Here is a 17,380-nt window from a genome sequence, read left to right on the forward strand (position 1 = left end):
TAATTTGTAAAGAAGGGGTCTTATGCAATTGAAGTGGTCGGGGAGATTTGAGGGGTATACATTTGCACATTTTAAAAAGGATTTAATTTCGGGAACAATTGTTGGGATTATCGCAATTCCACTGGCGATGTCTTTTGCAATTGCATCAGGAGTAAAACCCGAATATGGCATATACACCGCGATAATTGCAGGGATATTAATATCGCTATTAGGTGGATCAAAATACCAAATAGGTGGGCCAACTGGTGCCTTTGTTCCGGTTTTACTTGGGATTGTGCTCGTCTATGGCTATGAAAATTTGCTGATTGCTGGACTCATGGCGGGGGTTATGCTTGTTTTAATGGGTGTATTTAAGCTTGGCACACTCATAAAGTTCATTCCGAGACCTGTGACAGTTGGCTTTACAGCAGGGATTGCGGTCATCATTTTCACCGGACAAGTTGGTAATTTTTTTGGTCTATCGAATATGCAACAGCATGAAAAGTTTCATATGAATGTGCTAGAAATTGCTTCAAACATGAGCACATTCAATTATTATAGTGTGCTTGTAGGGGGAATTAGCCTTGCGCTTATTTTACTAACACCTCGCCTATTACCAAAAGTTCCAGGTGCGCTTGTGGGCATTATTGTGTCTACTATTATTGCAGTACTGTTTTTACAAGGACAAGTAGCGACAATCGGCTCCACATATGGTGAAATACCAAATACGTTACCGCATTTTCAAATACCTGAAATTACATTTGAACGAATCTATTTGTTAATTGGTCCTGCATTTGTTATTGCTATGCTTGGCGGGATTGAGTCATTATTATCGGCTGTTGTCGCAGATGGAATGACAAACAGTAAGCATAATAGTAATCGTGAACTAATCGGACAGGGAGTTGCTAATATTGTGACGCCGTTATTCGGGGGGATTCCTGCGACTGGTGCGATTGCACGTACGGCTACAAATATTAAAACAGGCGCAACTTCACCAATGTCCGGCATCATCCACGGGGTATTTGTACTGTTAACATTAGTATTGCTCGCACCGCTTGCCGTGCATATCCCACTTGCGAGTTTAGCACCGGTGCTAATGATGGTGGCATGGAATATGAGTGAACGTCATCATTTTTTACATATTGTAAAGCTCAAATCAGGGGATTCGCTTGTACTTATTATTACGTTTTTATTAACGGTATTTACGAGCTTAACATTTGCGGTGCAGGTAGGCTTAATTTTAGCGGTTATCCTATTTGCGAAACGAATGAGTGATATGCTAACGGTAACAAAGGTGCTACCGAATTTAGAAGAGCGTGGTGGGAAGTTGCAATCGCAAATGGTGTCAGATACACATGATTGTCCGCAAATTAGTGTTTATACAATTGATGGACCATTATTTTTTGGCGCGGCTCAAACGTTTGAACAATCAATATTAAATACACTTCATTATCGACCAGCAGTATTTATAATGCGCTTAGGAAAGGTACCTTATATTGATTCAACCGGTGAGGAATATTTCCGAAGCATCGTACGTGATTTCCAAAACAATGGTGGGATGATACTTGTAAGTGGAGTACAGCCAAGTTTACAAATCATGCTTGAACGCAACGGATTACTTGAATTGATTGGTGCGCATCATTTTTATGCATCAACTGGTGAGGCAATTTCTGAAGCCATTTCAATTATTAATCAAAATAAATGCTTTGGCTGTAAGCATTTTGCGTTTCATGAATGTCAGCAACTTGCAAATGGTGAGCAATTAGAACAACCAAAACAACTTATAGAAACAACCATATAACTTGTTTTAGCAGGGGTTAAAACCCTGGTTGAAGCAAGTTATTGTGTCACAGATTTTTTGAGGAGTTTTTCGGGCAAGCTCGAAAAAAATCTGGACGCAATTACGCCGAGGCGATCGAAGCAACTGTCTAAAAGGGTAGCATCCTTTTTCAGACAGTTGTTTTTTTTGTTTGGTGGATAAAAAAGTATGAGTTTTTTAGTGTAACCCACATAAGAAAAGACATCAACTCGCGCTATTTTGCGCGAGTTGTGTTTTTCTAACCGAAAATGATTAAAACATAGAATTTTTACCTATACTGCATCTAGCTGTCGTAAATCCACTACTTATAGCGAACTTGCACTTGTTTTGTCAACGTGATAGGAAAACGACTTCAGTTGCCGAATATCGAAGCTAGAAGGAGGCGGCATGTATGAATTTTAATGTAACAATGTACCCGAATCAGCTATTAATTGTGAAGCTTTATGGAGAGCTCGATCATCATCAAACCGAAAAAATACGCGGAGATATTTCGAATGCGATTTTGCAAGGAGATGTACGGCTGCTTGTTTGGAACTTAGAGCATTTGCAGTTTATGGATAGCGCAGGAATTGGATTAGTACTAGGGCGAATGCGTGAACTAAGGGCAGTAGATGGAGAAACAATGCTGCTTAACCCATCACCAACAATGCAAAAAATCTTTCAATTTTCAGGGTTATCAAAATTTATATGCTTTGCGACAGAGGAACAGGTCATTTTACGTAGCAAGGGGGATTTTCAATGGATAACGAAATGACACTTACATTTTTAGCGCGTAGTGAAAATGAAAGCTTGGCACGTATTGCGGTAACAAGCTTTATGGCGCAATTAGATCCGACCGTTGAAGAACTGTCTGAATGCAAGACAATCGTATCAGAGGCAGTATCGAATGCGATTATTCATGGCTATGCAAATAATCCAAACGGCATGATTACAGTGCATGCCACGCGCTTTGGTGCAGAAATTAGTGTGGCAATTAAGGATGAGGGCTGTGGAATTGCCAACATTGAGCAAGCACGCGAGCCATTATATACTACAAAACCAGAGTTAGAACGTTCAGGCATGGGCTTTACGATTATGGAAAGTTTTGCTGATTTTTTACAAATCGAATCAACGCTTGGTGAAGGAACAATTATCACTTTTACAAAGCAAATTTCCCCACTACAAGCATTTGTGACGTAACGACTATAGGGGGGTGGAGAGTATCGAACAGTCATCTGAAACGTTATTAACACAAGCACATATGCGTGAGCTTATCGCAATGTCTCAAGAAGGGGATACAGAGGCCAGAAAACGGATGATTGAAGGCAATACGAGGCTCGTGTGGTCAATTGTACAGCGCTTTGCTTCAAGAGGTGTAGAGCTTGAAGATTTATTTCAAATTGGCTGTATAGGGCTTATGAAATCTGTAGATAAGTTTGATTTATCCTATGAGGTAAAATTTTCGACCTATGCCGTACCGATGATTATCGGGGAAATTCAACGTTTTTTACGAGATGACGGAATGGTGAAAGTTAGTCGTTCAATACGCGAGCTTAATTTTAAAATTCGTCATGCGACGGATGAATATTTAAAAACAAATGAAAAATCACCGTCAATTGCGGAGCTCGCTGCGATTTTACAAGTATCACCGGATGAGATTTTAATGGCTACAGATGCAATGCGTGACCCAGCGAGCCTACACGATCAATTGTTTGAAAATGATGGGGATTCGATTACGCTTATGGATCAAATGCGTGACGATAAATCGCAGCTTGCTTTTGATTATATTACGCTCAAAGATTTATTGAAACGTTTAGGAAAACGAGAACAATCGATTATCTATTTCCGCTATTATTTAGATTTAACACAGACGGAAATTGCGGACAGGCTCGGTATTTCACAAGTGCAAGTATCACGTTTGGAAAAAAAGATTTTAGCACAATTAAAAACATGGATAGAACTACCACTATCAAGTAAGCGGTGAAAAAATGAAGAATCAACTATTTACATCAAAAGAGATTGCAAAAGGATTCTTAGAATCACGCTTTGACACGGATCACACTTTTGACGTATGCGTAAAAGAAATTACAATCAAAAATCTCCCGACACTGACAGTTTATATTAGTGGATTAGTAAACGGAGACAGCTTGACCAAATTGTTAGCGAATTTGCAAAGGGAATATGATGAAGAAATAGATGATGAAAATGTCTATTTTGAAGAGCATTTTAACTATCACGATAAAGAACCAGTAACATCAATTGATGATTTTCTACTAGGTATTTTAAGTGGCCGAATAGGATTTATCACGTTGAGTGGCTATGCATTTTTAGCGGAGTTTCGCCAATATCCAGGCAGAAGTCCAGAAGAACCGGATAATGAAAAAGTAATTCGTGGTTCTCGCGACGGCTTCGCAGAAAATGTCATCCAAAATGTAGCGCTTATTCGTCGGCGTATTCGCAGTACAGAGCTTCGCTATCAAATGCACCGTGTGTCAACTTATGGTCAAACCGATGTTGTTATTGCTTATATGGGCGATTTGGTGAATGAGGATCACTTACAATGGATTATCGAACGACTACAACAAATTAAGCATGATGGTCTAACGATGAGTGATAAATCTTTAGAAGAATGGCTGTTTAAGCAAAGATTCCATCCGCTACCATTTGTTCGTTACACAGAAAGACCTGATATTGTTGCTGCACATTTATTAGAAGGGCATATTGCGATTATTGTGGATACATCTCCTTCAGTTATGCTTATGCCAGTGACGATGTTTCATTTATTACAGCATGCCGAGGAATATCGCCAAGCACCTCTAATTGGCACGATGATGCGTTTATTACGTTTTGGAGCAGTGCTATTAAGTTTTTTACTATTACCATTTTGGTACTTGCTCATAACAAATGAGCATATAATACCTGAACAATTATCGTATATAGGTATTAGTGATAAAAGTGAAGTACCGCTATTTTTGCAACTTATGATAGCAGATACCGGGATTGAATTTTTGCGAATAGCTGCTATTCACACCCCGACGCCATTATCGACCGCAATGGGTTTAATTGCTGGGATTATAATTGGTCAAATTGCAATTGATGTTGGATTATTTTCTAGTGAAGTGGTACTATACACGGCCATTAGTGCGATATTTACGTTTGCAATACCCAATTATGAATTAAGTATTTCGGTGAAGGTATTCCGTTTATTGCTACTTTCGGTAACAGCACTATTTGGAATAAATGGATTTTTTATTGGAATTTTTGCGATATTCACGTATTTATGCGCATTAAAACCGATGAAAGTCCCTTATTTATGGCCGCTTGTTCCATTCTTCCCTAAAGCATTCTTACGAGTGTTTATTCGCTTTCCAATGTCAGATGACGCGTTGCGACCATATATCATTGGTGCTAAACAGCGAAAACGCGCATGAACGCACATTGCATGACACACTTTCCTATGTTAAAGTTCTCATATAATATTTTGTGATTTTTATGAATATTAGTGCGACTAATCGTAGTTAGGGGAGAATGACATGCATTTTTATGGTACACAACAAGTAAACGAACAAGGAAATTTAATGATTGGTGGCGTTGACACAGTAGAGTTAGCAAAACAATATGGAACTCCTTTATTCGTTTACGATACTGCGTTAATCCGAAAACGCGCGCGTGGCTTTATTGATACATTTGAAAAATTAGGTGTAACAGCACAAGTTGCATATGCTTCAAAAGCATTTGCTTGTGTAGCAGTGTATCAATTAGCTGCACAAGAAAATTTATCGCTTGATGTTGTATCAGGAGGCGAATTATTTACTGCCATTAAAGCAGGATTCCCAGCAGAACGCATTCACTTCCACGGTAACAATAAATCGATTGCTGAACTTGAGTTAGCATTCGATACGAAAATTGGCTGTATCGTAGTAGATAATTTCTATGAAATCACTGTTATAAAAGAAATCGCGCAAAGAAAAAATCAAAAGATGAACGTATTATTACGTGTGACACCTGGTGTTGAAGCACATACACATGACTTTATTACAACAGGTCAAGCAGATTCGAAATTTGGCTTTGACTTAAATAACGGTCAAGCAGATGAAGCATTTAAACTAGTTGTTAATGATGAATTCATCAACCTTTTAGGATTACACTGTCATATCGGTTCGCAAATTTTCGAAACAGAGGGTTTTAGCTTAGCGGCTGGCAAAGTAATGCAAAAAATGGGTGTTTGGAAACAAGAACATGGCTTTGAAGCAACAGTACTAAACTTAGGTGGCGGCTTTGGTATTCGCTATACAGCAGAAGACAAGCCGCTTGAACCTCATGAGTATGTAGCCGATATGATTAAAACTGTGCAAGCAGAAAGCGAAAAATTAAGCTTAACAATGCCTGAAATTTGGATTGAGCCAGGCCGTTCGTTAGTAGGAGATGCGGGAACGTCTCTTTACACAATTGGCTCGCAAAAAACAGTACCTGGCTTGCGCGAATATATCGCGGTTGATGGTGGGATGAGCGATAATATCCGACCAGCATTATATGATGCAAAATATGAGGCTGTTATTGCGAACAAAGCGAACAACGCAAAAACAAGTACATATACTGTAGCAGGAAAGCTTTGTGAATCAGGTGATAAATTAATCATCGATGCTGCCTTACAAAAGGTGGAGACAGGTGATATTTTAGCAATGTTCTGTACTGGGGCATACGGCTATTCAATGGCATCAAACTACAACCGTGTTCCACGTCCTGCAGTAGTATTTGTAGAAAATGGGGAGCATCAATTAGCTATTCAACGTGAAAGTTATGAAAATTTAGTTGTAAATGATCTACCGTTAACATTAAAAAAGGGTGAGTAATCGTTGAAACTATCGAAGCAGGCGAAATGGGGTTTGGGGCTGTTAGTAGGTATTATTATGTGGTCTCTACTTTTCATTTACGTAATTAGTCCATTAGTTAATAAAATGTCAAATTAGTAAACTGTCACTCGCATTGTAACGTTGGAAAATTGTGTTATTGCATTTCTTGTTATCTTTTGATAGGATTTGCAATGGTAGAATTGAGGGAATGTGAAAATGTTAGTTCGGTATAAAAAAGCACTTGAAAAAATTGCGATGGGATTAATTTCATTAATGCCACAAGAAAAAGATATCAAACGCTTAATGGAAACCATTCAACAATATGATCAAAACGAGAATTGGACATTGTATTTGTGGAAAAAGGATGACGAATATGTAGGTGCTGTCGGGATTGTGGAAGAAAACGATGTAGTAACATTGCAACATATTACGGTAATCCCATCTTATCGTGGCGAAGGTGTAGCTTTAAAAATGTTACAAGAGCTTAAAGAAATGGGCTATGACAAAATTGTTGCCAATGATGAGACACATTCATTTGTTCAAAAGTGTAAACCTATATTAAATAACGAAGCAGATAATTAACTTTGCTTCAATATAAAAAGATGAAATGGTACATAGGCCATTTCATCTTTTTCATTTTCCTATTGGTTCCTTGATGTTTTATCATTTGTGTTTTTTAACTTATTCACTTCACGCAAAGCGATAATATCGGAACGGTCACGTAGCATATGTTTATTAAGTAGGAAGTGTGGGTCAAGTGGTGGTGTTGCTATGATTTTATCAAGCACAGCTATGTGAAGCTCTGGATGGTTAATCGGAATTTTAATACGCGTGAACTTTTCGTGAGCTGTTATACGTTTATGTTGTAGCTGCATGTCCGCTATCAATTGTTCAAAGTAGACATAATCAAAATATGGTGAATTTTTATTGCTTTTAAAATTGTTGATCGCTTTTTGAAATATCCGATCGGCGCCATTGAAATTTTCGCGACGCCAATGATACATACCTGTAGCAAGCTGGACATAGCCTACAAGTGAGTGAAGTTTTTCACCAGGTGCGACTTCCTTCCAATATTCTTCTAATACTTCATGGCATTCAAAATAGTCCTCATTGCCATTAAAATAAGCACAGTACTCAATAAACAGTGGGTGAAACAAAGGATGCATTGTGGACTCCTTTCGAATATACTTAATGATGGATTAAAACAAATGATACCAATGATAACTGTAAATTTTAGTATAGCATGTATCAAATAATTATAATGTATGGTGTGTTTTGAGCTTCGAAATCTATTAACGATACTCGTATGTTTAATTATACAATTAATCCAATTTTAAAAGATAGGTGACTTGAATATGTCTTATGAAGTAAAGCTAGAGGCTTTTAGTGGGCCACTGGATTTATTGTTACATTTAATTAACCGCCTGGAAATTGATATATATGATATTCCAATGGCAGAGCTGACGGAACAATATATTGACCATATCCATGCGATGCAAACGCTTGAGCTAAATGAAGCAAGCGAATACTTAGTTATGGCGGCAACATTACTTGCTATTAAAAGTCGCACGCTCATTCCGATTAATGAGGGCGAAATAGATGCAGAAGAATTCGAAGTCGATGAAATGGATCCACGTGACGAATTAGTAGCACGTTTAATCGAGTATAAAAAGTATAAGGAAGCAGCAGTCCAATTACAAGAACTTGAAAGTGAACGTGGGCAAGTATTTACAAAAGCTCCTGCTGATTTATCGGATTATATGCCGAAAGAGCAAATGACATTATTCGATACAAATGTCAATGTATACGATATGTTAAGCGCATTCCAAAAGTTATTGCGTCGCAAACAGTTGAAAAAACCATTATCAACAAGAATAGCACGTCAGGAAATTTCAGTAAAAGAACAAATGCATACGGTCGTCAATATTTTAAAGCAATCAGGTGGGAAAATGTTGTTTTCACAGTTATTCGAATCAGATGACAAACCAATGCTTGTACTGACATTTTTAACATTACTGGAGCTGATGAAACGTCAAGTTGTTTTTGTAGAACAAGAAAATAACTTTGATGATTTATCTGTATTGCTAAAGAAGGAGGAGATTGACGATGAACTCGAACAAATTATTGAGCCGAATTGAGGCATTATTATTCGTGGCAGGCGATGAAGGTATGACAGCAAAACAGCTTGCACAATATATTGAAGTGGAAATAATGGATATTGAAGCAGGGTTAAGCGAGCTACAATCACAATATGATGACGAAGAATCACGCGGCATCACATTAAAAGAGCTTGCGGGTACCTACCAACTTACAACAAAACCGGAAGTAGCTGATACATTAAAAAGATTAATTGAAAACCCGACCAACCAAGTATTAACGGCAGCTTCCTTAGAAGTACTTTCAATTATTGCGTACAAGCAGCCGATTACTCGTGCAGAAGTAGAAGATATACGTGGGGTAAAAAGTGAGCGACCAATTGCGACGCTTGTATCCCGAGCATTAGTGCAAGAAGTAGGTCGAGCAGAAGGAACAGGCCGTGCGATTTTATATGGTACAACGAAGGAATTTTTAAATTACTTTGGCTTAAAAAATATTAATGAGCTTCCACCATTGCCAGAAGATGTGGATGCAGATGATGAACAACCGACTGATTTATTTTTAACGAAATTCCAGGAAACATTTAATCAAAATTAAAAGGAGTGGTCCGTTGAAAAAATGGATAGTGAGTTTAGTAATTATTCTGTTTGTTGGCTTTCATTCAAATCAAGTAAATGCTGCCTATGCAAGTTATGTAGTTATTGATGCCGAAAATGGTCGTACATTGGTCGGACAAAATGAACACGAGCGCTTACCAATAGCAAGCTTAACAAAAATTTGGACGGCTTTAATCGTACTGGAACGTAGTGAGTTAACGGATTTAGTGTATGTTTCAAGTCGGGCAGCTTCAGTGGAGGGTTCTTCAATTTATTTAGAACAGGGACAAACCTATACAATCGACTATTTAGTACATGGCCTTATGATGCAATCAGGCAATGACGCAGCAACTGCATTAGCCGAGCATGTAGGAGGCTCTATTGAAGGCTTCGTCTATTTAATGAATGAAAAGGCAAAATTGCATCAACTTACAAACACCTATTTCACCAATCCAACGGGCTTACATGATGATAAGCATTTATCGTCTGCCTATGATACAGCAAAAATGTTACAAATCGCAATGCAAAATGAGGAATTTCAAAAAGTTGCCTCAACAAAAGTTTTTTCGCAAGGAATGACGTGGAAAAACAAGCATCGCTTACTTCACGAAGATGTTGGGGCAATCGCTGGAAAAACAGGGTATACAAAAGTAGCAAGCCGCACACTTGCTACTTTTTTTAAACGGGAACAAAAATCATTTGTGGTCGTCACATTAAATGAAGGGAATGATTGGCATATTCACAAGGAATTGGCTAATTATATAGATGCAAATTTTTCGAATGAAGTTATTGTAAAAAAAGGTATTTACAAAACGAATGGCCTGTCCGTTTCGGTTGAAGAACCAATCCAAATGCTTTTAAGAAAAGGAGAGCACCCTAAGCTTCAGCACATACTTCTTGTATCTAGGCATCCTGAGTCAAAGCGAGCAGCTTGGCGCGTATTTGAAGGTGATCGTGTCGTCGCATCAAAACTTGTACAAATTAAGACGCGTTAGGGTGTACAAATTATTAAGATGAATTTAGATGCTTAACTTTCGATATGCAATCGACAAGATGTAATCAAATATAGCATATTCTCTTTTCTAATATAACGAAGTATGACATAATCAAAAACGTAAAAACTGTGAATACGTACGCTGTGAAGCTTGCGTTATTTGCGAACTATCAATCAATGAGGTGAACTTATGGAACGATTACAGAAAGTGATTGCATACGCAGGTGTAGCATCACGTCGTAAAGCAGAGCAATTAATTTTAGAAGGTAAAGTAAAGGTAAACGGAAAAGTTATTAAAGAACTTGGGACAAAAGTTTCGAATTCGGATGATATCGAAGTAGAAGGCGTGAAATTAGAAAAAGAAGACAAAGTGTACTTCTTGCTCTATAAACCACGTGGCTATATTTCGGCTGTCACGGATGACAAAGGTCGTAAAACAGTAACAGATATTTTCAAAAAGCATGTACATCAACGTATTTTCCCAGTTGGTCGTTTAGATTACGATACAACAGGCTTACTATTATTAACGAATGATGGGGAGTTCTCAAACCTAATGACGCACCCAAAATTCAAAATTGATAAAACGTATATCGCGCGTGTTAAGGGTGTACCAACGAAGCAAGGGTTAATGAAGCTACAGGGCGGAGTTAAGCTTGAAGATGGTAAAACGGCACCAGCGAAAGTAAGTATGACAAGCTTCGATGAAAAAGCAGGCAAAGCGATTTGTGAAATTACCATTCACGAAGGCCGTAACCGCCAAGTACGTCGTATGTTCGAAGCAATTGGTACACCAGTTGTGAAATTAAAACGTGAGCGCTTCGCATTCCTAGATTTAACAGGTCTTTCACCAGGTGAATACCGTCAGTTAACGAAGCACGAAGTAAAATTATTACGCGTATTAGCTGAAACTGGTAAAATTGATTCCAATAGATAGGTAGTGGAAACGTTCATAAAGGATTCAAAATAAAGCAATTTTAATTTTGTAATAATTTGCTATAATTACAAACAGTAGTTGCGAAAAAGGAAGGAGGTTTTCTATTTGGAACAAAAGAAAAAGCGTTCGATTATGCGCGGTGTGATTCTTGCAATTTTAGCTTTAGCCATTGGATATACTATTTATGCCGCCGTAACGAAAGATAAAATAGAACTGATTACAGCTGGTGCTGAGGCACCGGACTTTGAAGTGGTCGATTTAAATGGTGAAAAACATCGCTTAAAGGAATATAAAGGTCAGGGTGTGTTACTAAATTTCTGGGGTACATGGTGTGAGCCTTGTGAACGAGAGTTTCCTGCAATGGAACGTCAATACGAGTCATTTAAAAAGCAAGGTGTAGAAATAATTGCTGTGAACTTTGCGCAATCTGAATTTGAAGTAAGCAAATATGTGACGAATATGGGCATGACATTCCCGGTTGCTATCGATAAAACAAAAAGTGTATTCACTGCCTATAATATCGGCCCACTACCAACTTCGATTTTTATTAAACCAGATGGTACGATTGACCGAATAATAACAGGTGAAATGAGCGAGGTAGAAATCATTCAATATTTAGAATCAATAAAGCCGGAATAGGAGTTTTTACGCAATGAATAAAATACTTTGTGAATGCGGGCATGAAAATTCAGAAGGCACGAATCTCTGTCAAAAATGCGGTTCTCCTTTAACGGAAGAGGAAAAAAGCAAAAAAATTGCAGACATGCGCTATGAAGGTACAGCCATTCGTTCAAAAACTTATAACAAGTCAATTATTGATAAAATTTGGAATTTCTTTTCGAGTGTTAAAGTAGGGATTGCACTCATTATCATCAATTTAATAGCAGCATCGATTGGTACGATTTTACCGCAGGAGTTTTACATTAGTGTCGCAACAGACGCGGAAAAAAAGCAGTACTACTCAGATGTTTATGGTTGGTTCGGTGAAATTTACTATGCGTTAGGTTTATCGGATCTTTATTCATCCCTATGGTTCCAAATACTTGTATTAATGTTAGGTGTGTCCATAATTATTGCCAGTATTGACCGTGGTTTCCCGTTACATAAATCTTTAAAAAATCAACGAGTAAAACGACATATTAATTTCATGAGGCGTCAGCGAGTAGTTGCAAACGGTGTTGCTACTGGGCAACAAGAGCAGACATTAGAACTAGTTGAACAAAAATTAAAAAATTTAAAATACAAAGTACGCCGTGAAGATAACGCAGTCATGGCTGAAAAGGGCCGTTTCTCTCGTTACGGTGCCTATGTCAATCACGTCGGCTTAATCGTCTTTATAGTTGGAGTTATGCTGCATTTAGTACCAGGCTTTTACGTTGATGAATCCATGTGGCTACGTGAGGGCGAAACACGTGCAATTCCAGGTATGGACGGTTATTTCTTGAAAAATGATAAATTCATTTTAGAAACGTATGACAATGATCCGCAAGGTGAGCAACTAAAGCAAGGTATTAATACGATGGCGAAAAACTATCAAACAAATGTTACCTTGTACAAGCAAGCTGATGACGCGGTTCCTGGACAAGCTGATAATTTACAAGAAGTGAAGTCTTATGAAATCCGTGTCAATCACCCATTAAAGCATGATGGATATGGAGTATATCAAATGGATTACCGTTTAAATGAGTTAAAAACGATGATTTTTGATTTATCGAATAAAGCAACTCAAGAATCGCTTGGTCAGATTAGCATCGATTTAACAAACCCGCAAGATGAGTACGATTTAGGAAATGGTGCAAAGGTACGCTTAATGGGCTACTACCCTGACTTCTCAGGCTTTAAAGAGGGCGTACCGCAAACAGCGACACAAACTCCAAATAACCCAGCGTTCATTTTCAAAATGATTACGCCTGAAACGCCAGATGGAGAAACAAGCTTTGTAGCGATACAGCAAACGCTTGAGCCGGATGGGGAAAATATGTACAAAATGAAGTTTTCGAATGTAGAAATGCGTAATATGTCGGGCTTAATGGTTCGCCATGATAAAACAATACCGATGTTATTTGTGGGGGGTATTATTTTCATGATTGGTGTAGCGATTGGTTCATATTGGAATCACCGTCGTATTTGGATAGAGCAGTTTGAAGATGGAACGATCCGTTTAGCTGCACATACAAATAAAAACTGGTTTGGCATCAAAAAGGATTTAGATGCGCTAACGAGCCATGCACATTTACCACAATATATTGACCAACATGAACTAGACAATATTGAAAAGGCTGAAACAGAAAAGGAAGGTAAAACCTCATGAGTTTAATCGATTTAAGCGGTAACTTGTTGTACGTTGCGTTCATTTGCTATTTAATCGGGACATTTGCATTTGCGGGTTCGATTAAAGAAAAAAATGATACTGCGGCAAGTCGTGCAGACAAGTATGGTAAATTTGCAATCGTCCTAACAATCATTGGTTTTGTAGCGCAATTAGGTTATTTCATTACACGTTGGATATATACAGGACATGCCCCTGTAAGTAATATGTTTGAGTTTACAACGGCATTTGGTATGTTTATTGTTCTGTCGTTTATTATAATTTACTTTATGTATAAAGTTTCTGTACTAGGGGTTGTTGCGCTTCCGATTGCTTTGTTAATCATTGGGTATGCGGCGATGTTCCCAAGTGAAGTAAGTCCACTTGTACCGTCACTACAAAGTCATTGGTTAACGATTCACGTAATTACGGCAGCATTTGGACAATCGATTTTCGCGATTAGTGCAGTTGCTGGGTTAGCATACTTACTAAAAAATGTAGACATGTCGAAAAAATCAAGAGAGAGCTTTTGGTTAGAAACGGTGATGTTCTGCTGTGTGCTTGTAGTAGGTTTTATCGTTGCGACGATTACATTTACAGCTATGGATTACAAAGCGGAATTTGAATACGTTGATACTTTAGATAATGTAAGTACAACAACCTATAATATGCCAGCATTATTTGGGATGAACGAATATAAAGAGCTGACAGAAAATAAAATGACACCCCTTGTAGAATTACCTGCATTAATTGATGCGCGTAAATTAACATCAGTAGTTTGGTCTGTTCTTTTTGGTACGATTTTATACGGATTAATTCGTTTAATCTTCCGTAAAAAAGTAGCAACCATGCTACAACCATTAGTGAGACGTGTGAATTCTACTTTATTAGACGAAATTGCCTATCGCGCGATTTTAATTGCTTTCCCGATATTTACACTTGGTGCACTGATTTTCGCAATGATTTGGGCACAAAAAGCTTGGGGGCGTTTCTGGGGTTGGGACCCAAAAGAAGTATGGGCGCTTATTACGTGGTTATTCTATGCAGCCTTCTTACACCTACGTCTTTCAAAGGGTTGGGAAGGAAAAAAGACAGCTTGGTTAACAGTAATTGGGTTCGTAATTATTATCTTTAACTTAGTTGTTGTAAACTTAGTAATTGCTGGTTTACACTCTTACGCATAAATTTAACAAAATATCGTATTTTTAGAAAAGTTCTTCCTTGTTTGGTTGAGCTTTTCTTTTCAATTGCTATTTGAACAGGTACAATAGAAAAGAGAAACAGAGTTTTGAAAGGGGTAACACCAGTGTCTGAAAATATATCTGTATTAATCGTTGATGATGAAGATCGTATTCGTCGCTTATTAAAAATGTATTTAGAGCGTGAAGGATATTTAGTAGAAGAGGCCGAAAATGGAGAACAAGCTCTTGAAATGGCTATGGAAAAAGATTATCACTGTATACTATTAGATATTATGATGCCTGAAAAAGATGGGCTAGAAGTATGCGCAGAGTTACGTGAAAAGAAAACGACGCCAATTATTTTACTTACAGCAAAAGGTGAAGAAGCAAACCGTGTACAAGGGTTCGAACTTGGAGCGGATGATTATATTGTAAAGCCATTTAGTCCCCGGGAGGTTGTACTGCGTTTGAAAGCAATTTTACGTCGCTCAGCAGTGTTCTCACCGGTAAATAATTCATCGTCATCAAAAGATTTAGTTGTGTTTCCACATTTAACAATCGACCATGATGCGCACCGTGTAACAGCTGACGGTACAGAAGTAAACTTAACACCAAAAGAGTATGAGTTGCTTTACTTCTTAGCAAAATCTCCTGACAAAGTATTTGACCGTGAGCAATTATTAAAAGAAGTATGGCATTATGACTTCTTTGGTGACTTACGTACGGTAGATACACATGTAAAACGTTTACGTGAAAAGTTAAATCGTGTTTCTGAAAATGCGGCGAAAATGATCGTAACGGTTTGGGGAGTTGGCTACAAGTTTGAGGTCGTAAATGATTAGAATAGCAACAAGTATCGTCGGGAAGCTATGGGGAACCATTTTGCTTCTCGTTTCGTTTGTCCTGTTCATTTTCACGTTATTTATGTTAGAGCTATTAGAGAAATATAATAATGAACAATCCGAAATGTCATTGCGTCAAACGGCGGCAGCGATTGTGAGCATTGTTGATCATGATGAATTAGACGATAAACAATTTGCCATTATTTCCGAATTATTAACCGAAACAACGAATGTACTGATTGCAAAAAATTCGGATGAAGTGCTTTATTCTGTACAAGAGGGCGTTAATAAAGAGGAAATTCAAGAAAAAATTATTTCAAGTAAGGTATTTGAAAAGGTATATGCTACCGACGAGCCGATTGTTAAAGAACTAACACTGCCATCGAACACCAAAGAAAATAAAAATAGCAATTACATTGTGCTTGGATTCCCATTAAAGAGCGAAGCGGAAACGCATGGCGCTGTCTTTATGTATAAAAATCCAGAGGCATTGCACCAAACGAGTAAGGAAACGACAAAAATTGTCTTTATCGCAGCAGCCATTGCTTTTGTATTAACTACGATTTTTGCCTTTTTCTTATCTTCTAAAATTACATTACCGCTTCGGAAAATGCGTGAACATGCCTTTGAATTAGCGAAAGGGCGTTTTGATTCGAAATTAGATACGAAGCAAAATGACGAAATTGGTCAGCTGGCTGTTGCATTTAACCAAATGGGACGCCAATTAAAGCACCATTTAGAAGTTATTAATCAGGAAAAAGAACAGTTGTCTAGCGTTTTAACGTCGATGTCAGATGCCGTTATTACGTTTAACCGTGATAAGACGATTTTAGTAAGTAATCCACCTGCTGAACGCATGCTACAAAAATGGTTTGTGACAAGAGGTTTAGATAGCTCGAAACCGATTCCTGTTGAGTTTTATCATATGCTAGATCATGTGTTAAGTTTTGAAGATCAACTTGAAGAAGAGCTAGAAATTGGCAAATCATATTACAGTATATCGATTTCCCCGCTCTACAGTGGCGAGTCAATTCGTGGCGCTGTTGCTGTCATTCGCGATAAAACAGAAGAAACGAAGCTTGAAAAGTTAAAATCAGACTTTATTGCCAATGTTTCACATGAATTACGCACGCCAATCGCAATGCTACAGGGCTACTCTGAAGCGATTTTAGACGGAGTTGTGGAATCTGAGGAAGAACGTAATGACATGATTCGTGTTATTCATGATGAATCTCAGCGTATGAGCCGCTTAGTAACGGATCTATTGGATTTAGCTCGCATGGAAGCGGGTCATATGACGCTCTATAAAGATGATGTACCGCTAGTATCAGTTATTGATCGAATGACACATAAATTCGATCAGCGTGCAAAAGAACATCAGGTGCAATTGAAGTTTGAAACGATGATTTCACAAGAAACGATTATTCCGATTGATGAAGACCGCATTGAACAAGTGTTAACAAATTTAATCGACAACGCGATTCGCCATACGTCACAAAATGGAATCGTTACTGTGTCAATTACAGAAGACAAAGGATATGCAAAAATAGAAGTAAGCGATACAGGGCAAGGGATTCCTCAAGACGATTTACCATACGTGTTTGAACGTTTCTACAAAGCCGATAAAGCCCGCACCCGTTCAAAAGGTGGGACAGGTCTTGGATTAGCAATTACAAAAAATATCGTAGAAGCACACAAAGGCAAAATCACCGTAACAAGTATAGAACAACAAGGCACTACATTTACATTCCATTTGCCGCTTAAATAAATAGGATTGTAGTCTAACAATTGCTACTCT

At 38.0% G+C, this 17,380-nt stretch carries 17 protein-coding genes; 16 read left to right on the top strand and 1 reads right to left on the bottom strand.

Annotated features, from left to right (window positions below):
* Positions 1–22: 22 nt before the first annotated feature.
* The 7 genes from LZ480_RS04545 (at position 23) to LZ480_RS04575 (ending at position 7,212) form a co-directional block, all read left to right on the top strand.
* The gene (locus LZ480_RS04545) at positions 23–1,780 is read left to right on the top strand and encodes a SulP family inorganic anion transporter (protein ID WP_241368188.1); all 1,758 of its coding nucleotides are present in this window, start codon (positions 23–25) and stop codon (positions 1,778–1,780) included.
* A 409-nt stretch (positions 1,781–2,189) separates the two neighbouring features.
* The gene (locus LZ480_RS04550; protein ID WP_241368189.1) at positions 2,190–2,552 is read left to right on the top strand and encodes an STAS domain-containing protein; all 363 of its coding nucleotides are present in this window, start codon (positions 2,190–2,192) and stop codon (positions 2,550–2,552) included.
* Positions 2,537–2,977 carry an anti-sigma F factor gene (gene spoIIAB, locus LZ480_RS04555; protein ID WP_241368190.1) on the top strand — a complete coding sequence of 147 codons (441 nt, stop codon included), beginning with the start codon at positions 2,537–2,539 and terminating at the stop codon, positions 2,975–2,977. Before LZ480_RS04550 ends, spoIIAB begins: the two co-directional genes overlap by 16 nt.
* A gap of 13 nt (positions 2,978–2,990) precedes the next feature.
* Entirely contained in the window at positions 2,991–3,761 is a 771-nt protein-coding gene (locus tag LZ480_RS04560) for a SigF/SigG family RNA polymerase sporulation sigma factor (protein WP_241368191.1), read from the top strand.
* 4 nt (positions 3,762–3,765) lie between these two features.
* Complete coding sequence (locus tag LZ480_RS04565; protein ID WP_241368192.1) at positions 3,766–5,208, top strand: spore germination protein; 1,443 nt, start codon at positions 3,766–3,768, stop codon at positions 5,206–5,208.
* A gap of 102 nt (positions 5,209–5,310) precedes the next feature.
* The gene (gene lysA, locus LZ480_RS04570; RefSeq protein WP_241368193.1) at positions 5,311–6,630 is read left to right on the top strand and encodes a diaminopimelate decarboxylase; all 1,320 of its coding nucleotides are present in this window, start codon (positions 5,311–5,313) and stop codon (positions 6,628–6,630) included.
* Between the two features lie 216 nt (positions 6,631–6,846).
* Entirely contained in the window at positions 6,847–7,212 is a 366-nt protein-coding gene (locus LZ480_RS04575) for a GNAT family N-acetyltransferase (RefSeq protein WP_241368194.1), read from the top strand.
* 59 nt (positions 7,213–7,271) lie between these two features.
* Here the strand turns inward: LZ480_RS04575 and LZ480_RS04580 are convergent, their stop codons facing one another.
* Positions 7,272–7,796: a DUF309 domain-containing protein gene (locus tag LZ480_RS04580; RefSeq protein WP_241368195.1), complete on the bottom strand. Its 525-nt coding sequence runs from the start codon at positions 7,794–7,796 to the stop codon at positions 7,272–7,274.
* A gap of 189 nt (positions 7,797–7,985) precedes the next feature.
* On the opposite strand from LZ480_RS04580, the gene LZ480_RS04585 reads away from it, so the two are divergent.
* The 9 genes from LZ480_RS04585 to LZ480_RS04625 all read left to right on the top strand — a co-directional run bounded on the left by LZ480_RS04585 (position 7,986) and on the right by LZ480_RS04625 (position 17,350).
* Positions 7,986–8,768, top strand: a complete 783-nt coding sequence (locus LZ480_RS04585) for a segregation/condensation protein A (protein ID WP_241368196.1) — start codon at positions 7,986–7,988, stop codon at positions 8,766–8,768.
* Complete coding sequence (scpB, locus tag LZ480_RS04590) at positions 8,737–9,324, top strand: SMC-Scp complex subunit ScpB (RefSeq protein ID WP_241368197.1); 588 nt, start codon at positions 8,737–8,739, stop codon at positions 9,322–9,324. The genes LZ480_RS04585 and scpB overlap by 32 nt, the downstream gene beginning before the upstream one ends.
* Before the next feature lie 13 nt (positions 9,325–9,337).
* Positions 9,338–10,318: a D-alanyl-D-alanine carboxypeptidase family protein gene (locus LZ480_RS04595; RefSeq protein ID WP_241368198.1), complete on the top strand. Its 981-nt coding sequence runs from the start codon at positions 9,338–9,340 to the stop codon at positions 10,316–10,318.
* A gap of 189 nt (positions 10,319–10,507) precedes the next feature.
* Complete coding sequence (locus LZ480_RS04600; protein ID WP_241368199.1) at positions 10,508–11,251, top strand: pseudouridine synthase; 744 nt, start codon at positions 10,508–10,510, stop codon at positions 11,249–11,251.
* Between the two features lie 105 nt (positions 11,252–11,356).
* Positions 11,357–11,890 (top strand): thiol-disulfide oxidoreductase ResA, encoded by a 534-nt coding sequence (gene resA / locus LZ480_RS04605; protein WP_241368200.1) that lies wholly within the window; start codon positions 11,357–11,359, stop codon positions 11,888–11,890.
* A 13-nt stretch (positions 11,891–11,903) separates the two neighbouring features.
* Positions 11,904–13,562, top strand: a complete 1,659-nt coding sequence (locus tag LZ480_RS04610) for a cytochrome c biogenesis protein ResB (RefSeq protein WP_241368201.1) — start codon at positions 11,904–11,906, stop codon at positions 13,560–13,562.
* A complete protein-coding gene (gene ccsA, locus LZ480_RS04615; protein ID WP_241368202.1) occupies positions 13,559–14,743 on the top strand; it encodes a cytochrome c biogenesis protein CcsA in 1,185 nt (394 codons plus the stop codon). The genes LZ480_RS04610 and ccsA overlap by 4 nt, the downstream gene beginning before the upstream one ends.
* 122 nt (positions 14,744–14,865) lie before the next feature.
* On the top strand, positions 14,866–15,582 hold the full coding sequence (locus LZ480_RS04620) for a response regulator transcription factor (RefSeq protein ID WP_274309650.1): 717 nt from the start codon (positions 14,866–14,868) through the stop codon (positions 15,580–15,582).
* Entirely contained in the window at positions 15,575–17,350 is a 1,776-nt protein-coding gene (locus tag LZ480_RS04625; protein WP_241368203.1) for an ATP-binding protein, read from the top strand. Before LZ480_RS04620 ends, LZ480_RS04625 begins: the two co-directional genes overlap by 8 nt.
* The last annotated feature ends 30 nt before the right edge of the window (positions 17,351–17,380 follow it).

The sequence above is a fragment of the Solibacillus palustris genome, assembly GCF_022549215.1.
GTDB lineage: Bacteria > Bacillota > Bacilli > Bacillales_A > Planococcaceae > Solibacillus > Solibacillus daqui.

Bases quoted from the DNA above. Each gene is read 5' to 3' on its own strand.
- scpB (WP_241368197.1), top strand. From the start codon at position 8,737: ATGAACTCGAACAAATTATTGAGCCGAATTGAGGCATTATTATTCGTG.
- LZ480_RS04585 (WP_241368196.1), top strand. From the start codon at position 7,986: ATGTCTTATGAAGTAAAGCTAGAGGCTTTTAGTGGGCCACTGGATTTA.
- LZ480_RS04575 (WP_241368194.1), top strand. From the start codon at position 6,847: ATGTTAGTTCGGTATAAAAAAGCACTTGAAAAAATTGCGATGGGATTA.
- LZ480_RS04580 (WP_241368195.1), bottom strand. From the start codon at position 7,796: ATGCATCCTTTGTTTCACCCACTGTTTATTGAGTACTGTGCTTATTTT.
- spoIIAB (WP_241368190.1), top strand. From the start codon at position 2,537: ATGGATAACGAAATGACACTTACATTTTTAGCGCGTAGTGAAAATGAA.
- LZ480_RS04565 (WP_241368192.1), top strand. From the start codon at position 3,766: ATGAAGAATCAACTATTTACATCAAAAGAGATTGCAAAAGGATTCTTA.
- lysA (WP_241368193.1), top strand. From the start codon at position 5,311: ATGCATTTTTATGGTACACAACAAGTAAACGAACAAGGAAATTTAATG.
- ccsA (WP_241368202.1), top strand. From the start codon at position 13,559: ATGAGTTTAATCGATTTAAGCGGTAACTTGTTGTACGTTGCGTTCATT.
- LZ480_RS04610 (WP_241368201.1), top strand. From the start codon at position 11,904: ATGAATAAAATACTTTGTGAATGCGGGCATGAAAATTCAGAAGGCACG.
- LZ480_RS04625 (WP_241368203.1), top strand. From the start codon at position 15,575: ATGATTAGAATAGCAACAAGTATCGTCGGGAAGCTATGGGGAACCATT.
- LZ480_RS04550 (WP_241368189.1), top strand. From the start codon at position 2,190: ATGAATTTTAATGTAACAATGTACCCGAATCAGCTATTAATTGTGAAG.
- LZ480_RS04545 (WP_241368188.1), top strand. From the start codon at position 23: ATGCAATTGAAGTGGTCGGGGAGATTTGAGGGGTATACATTTGCACAT.
- LZ480_RS04600 (WP_241368199.1), top strand. From the start codon at position 10,508: ATGGAACGATTACAGAAAGTGATTGCATACGCAGGTGTAGCATCACGT.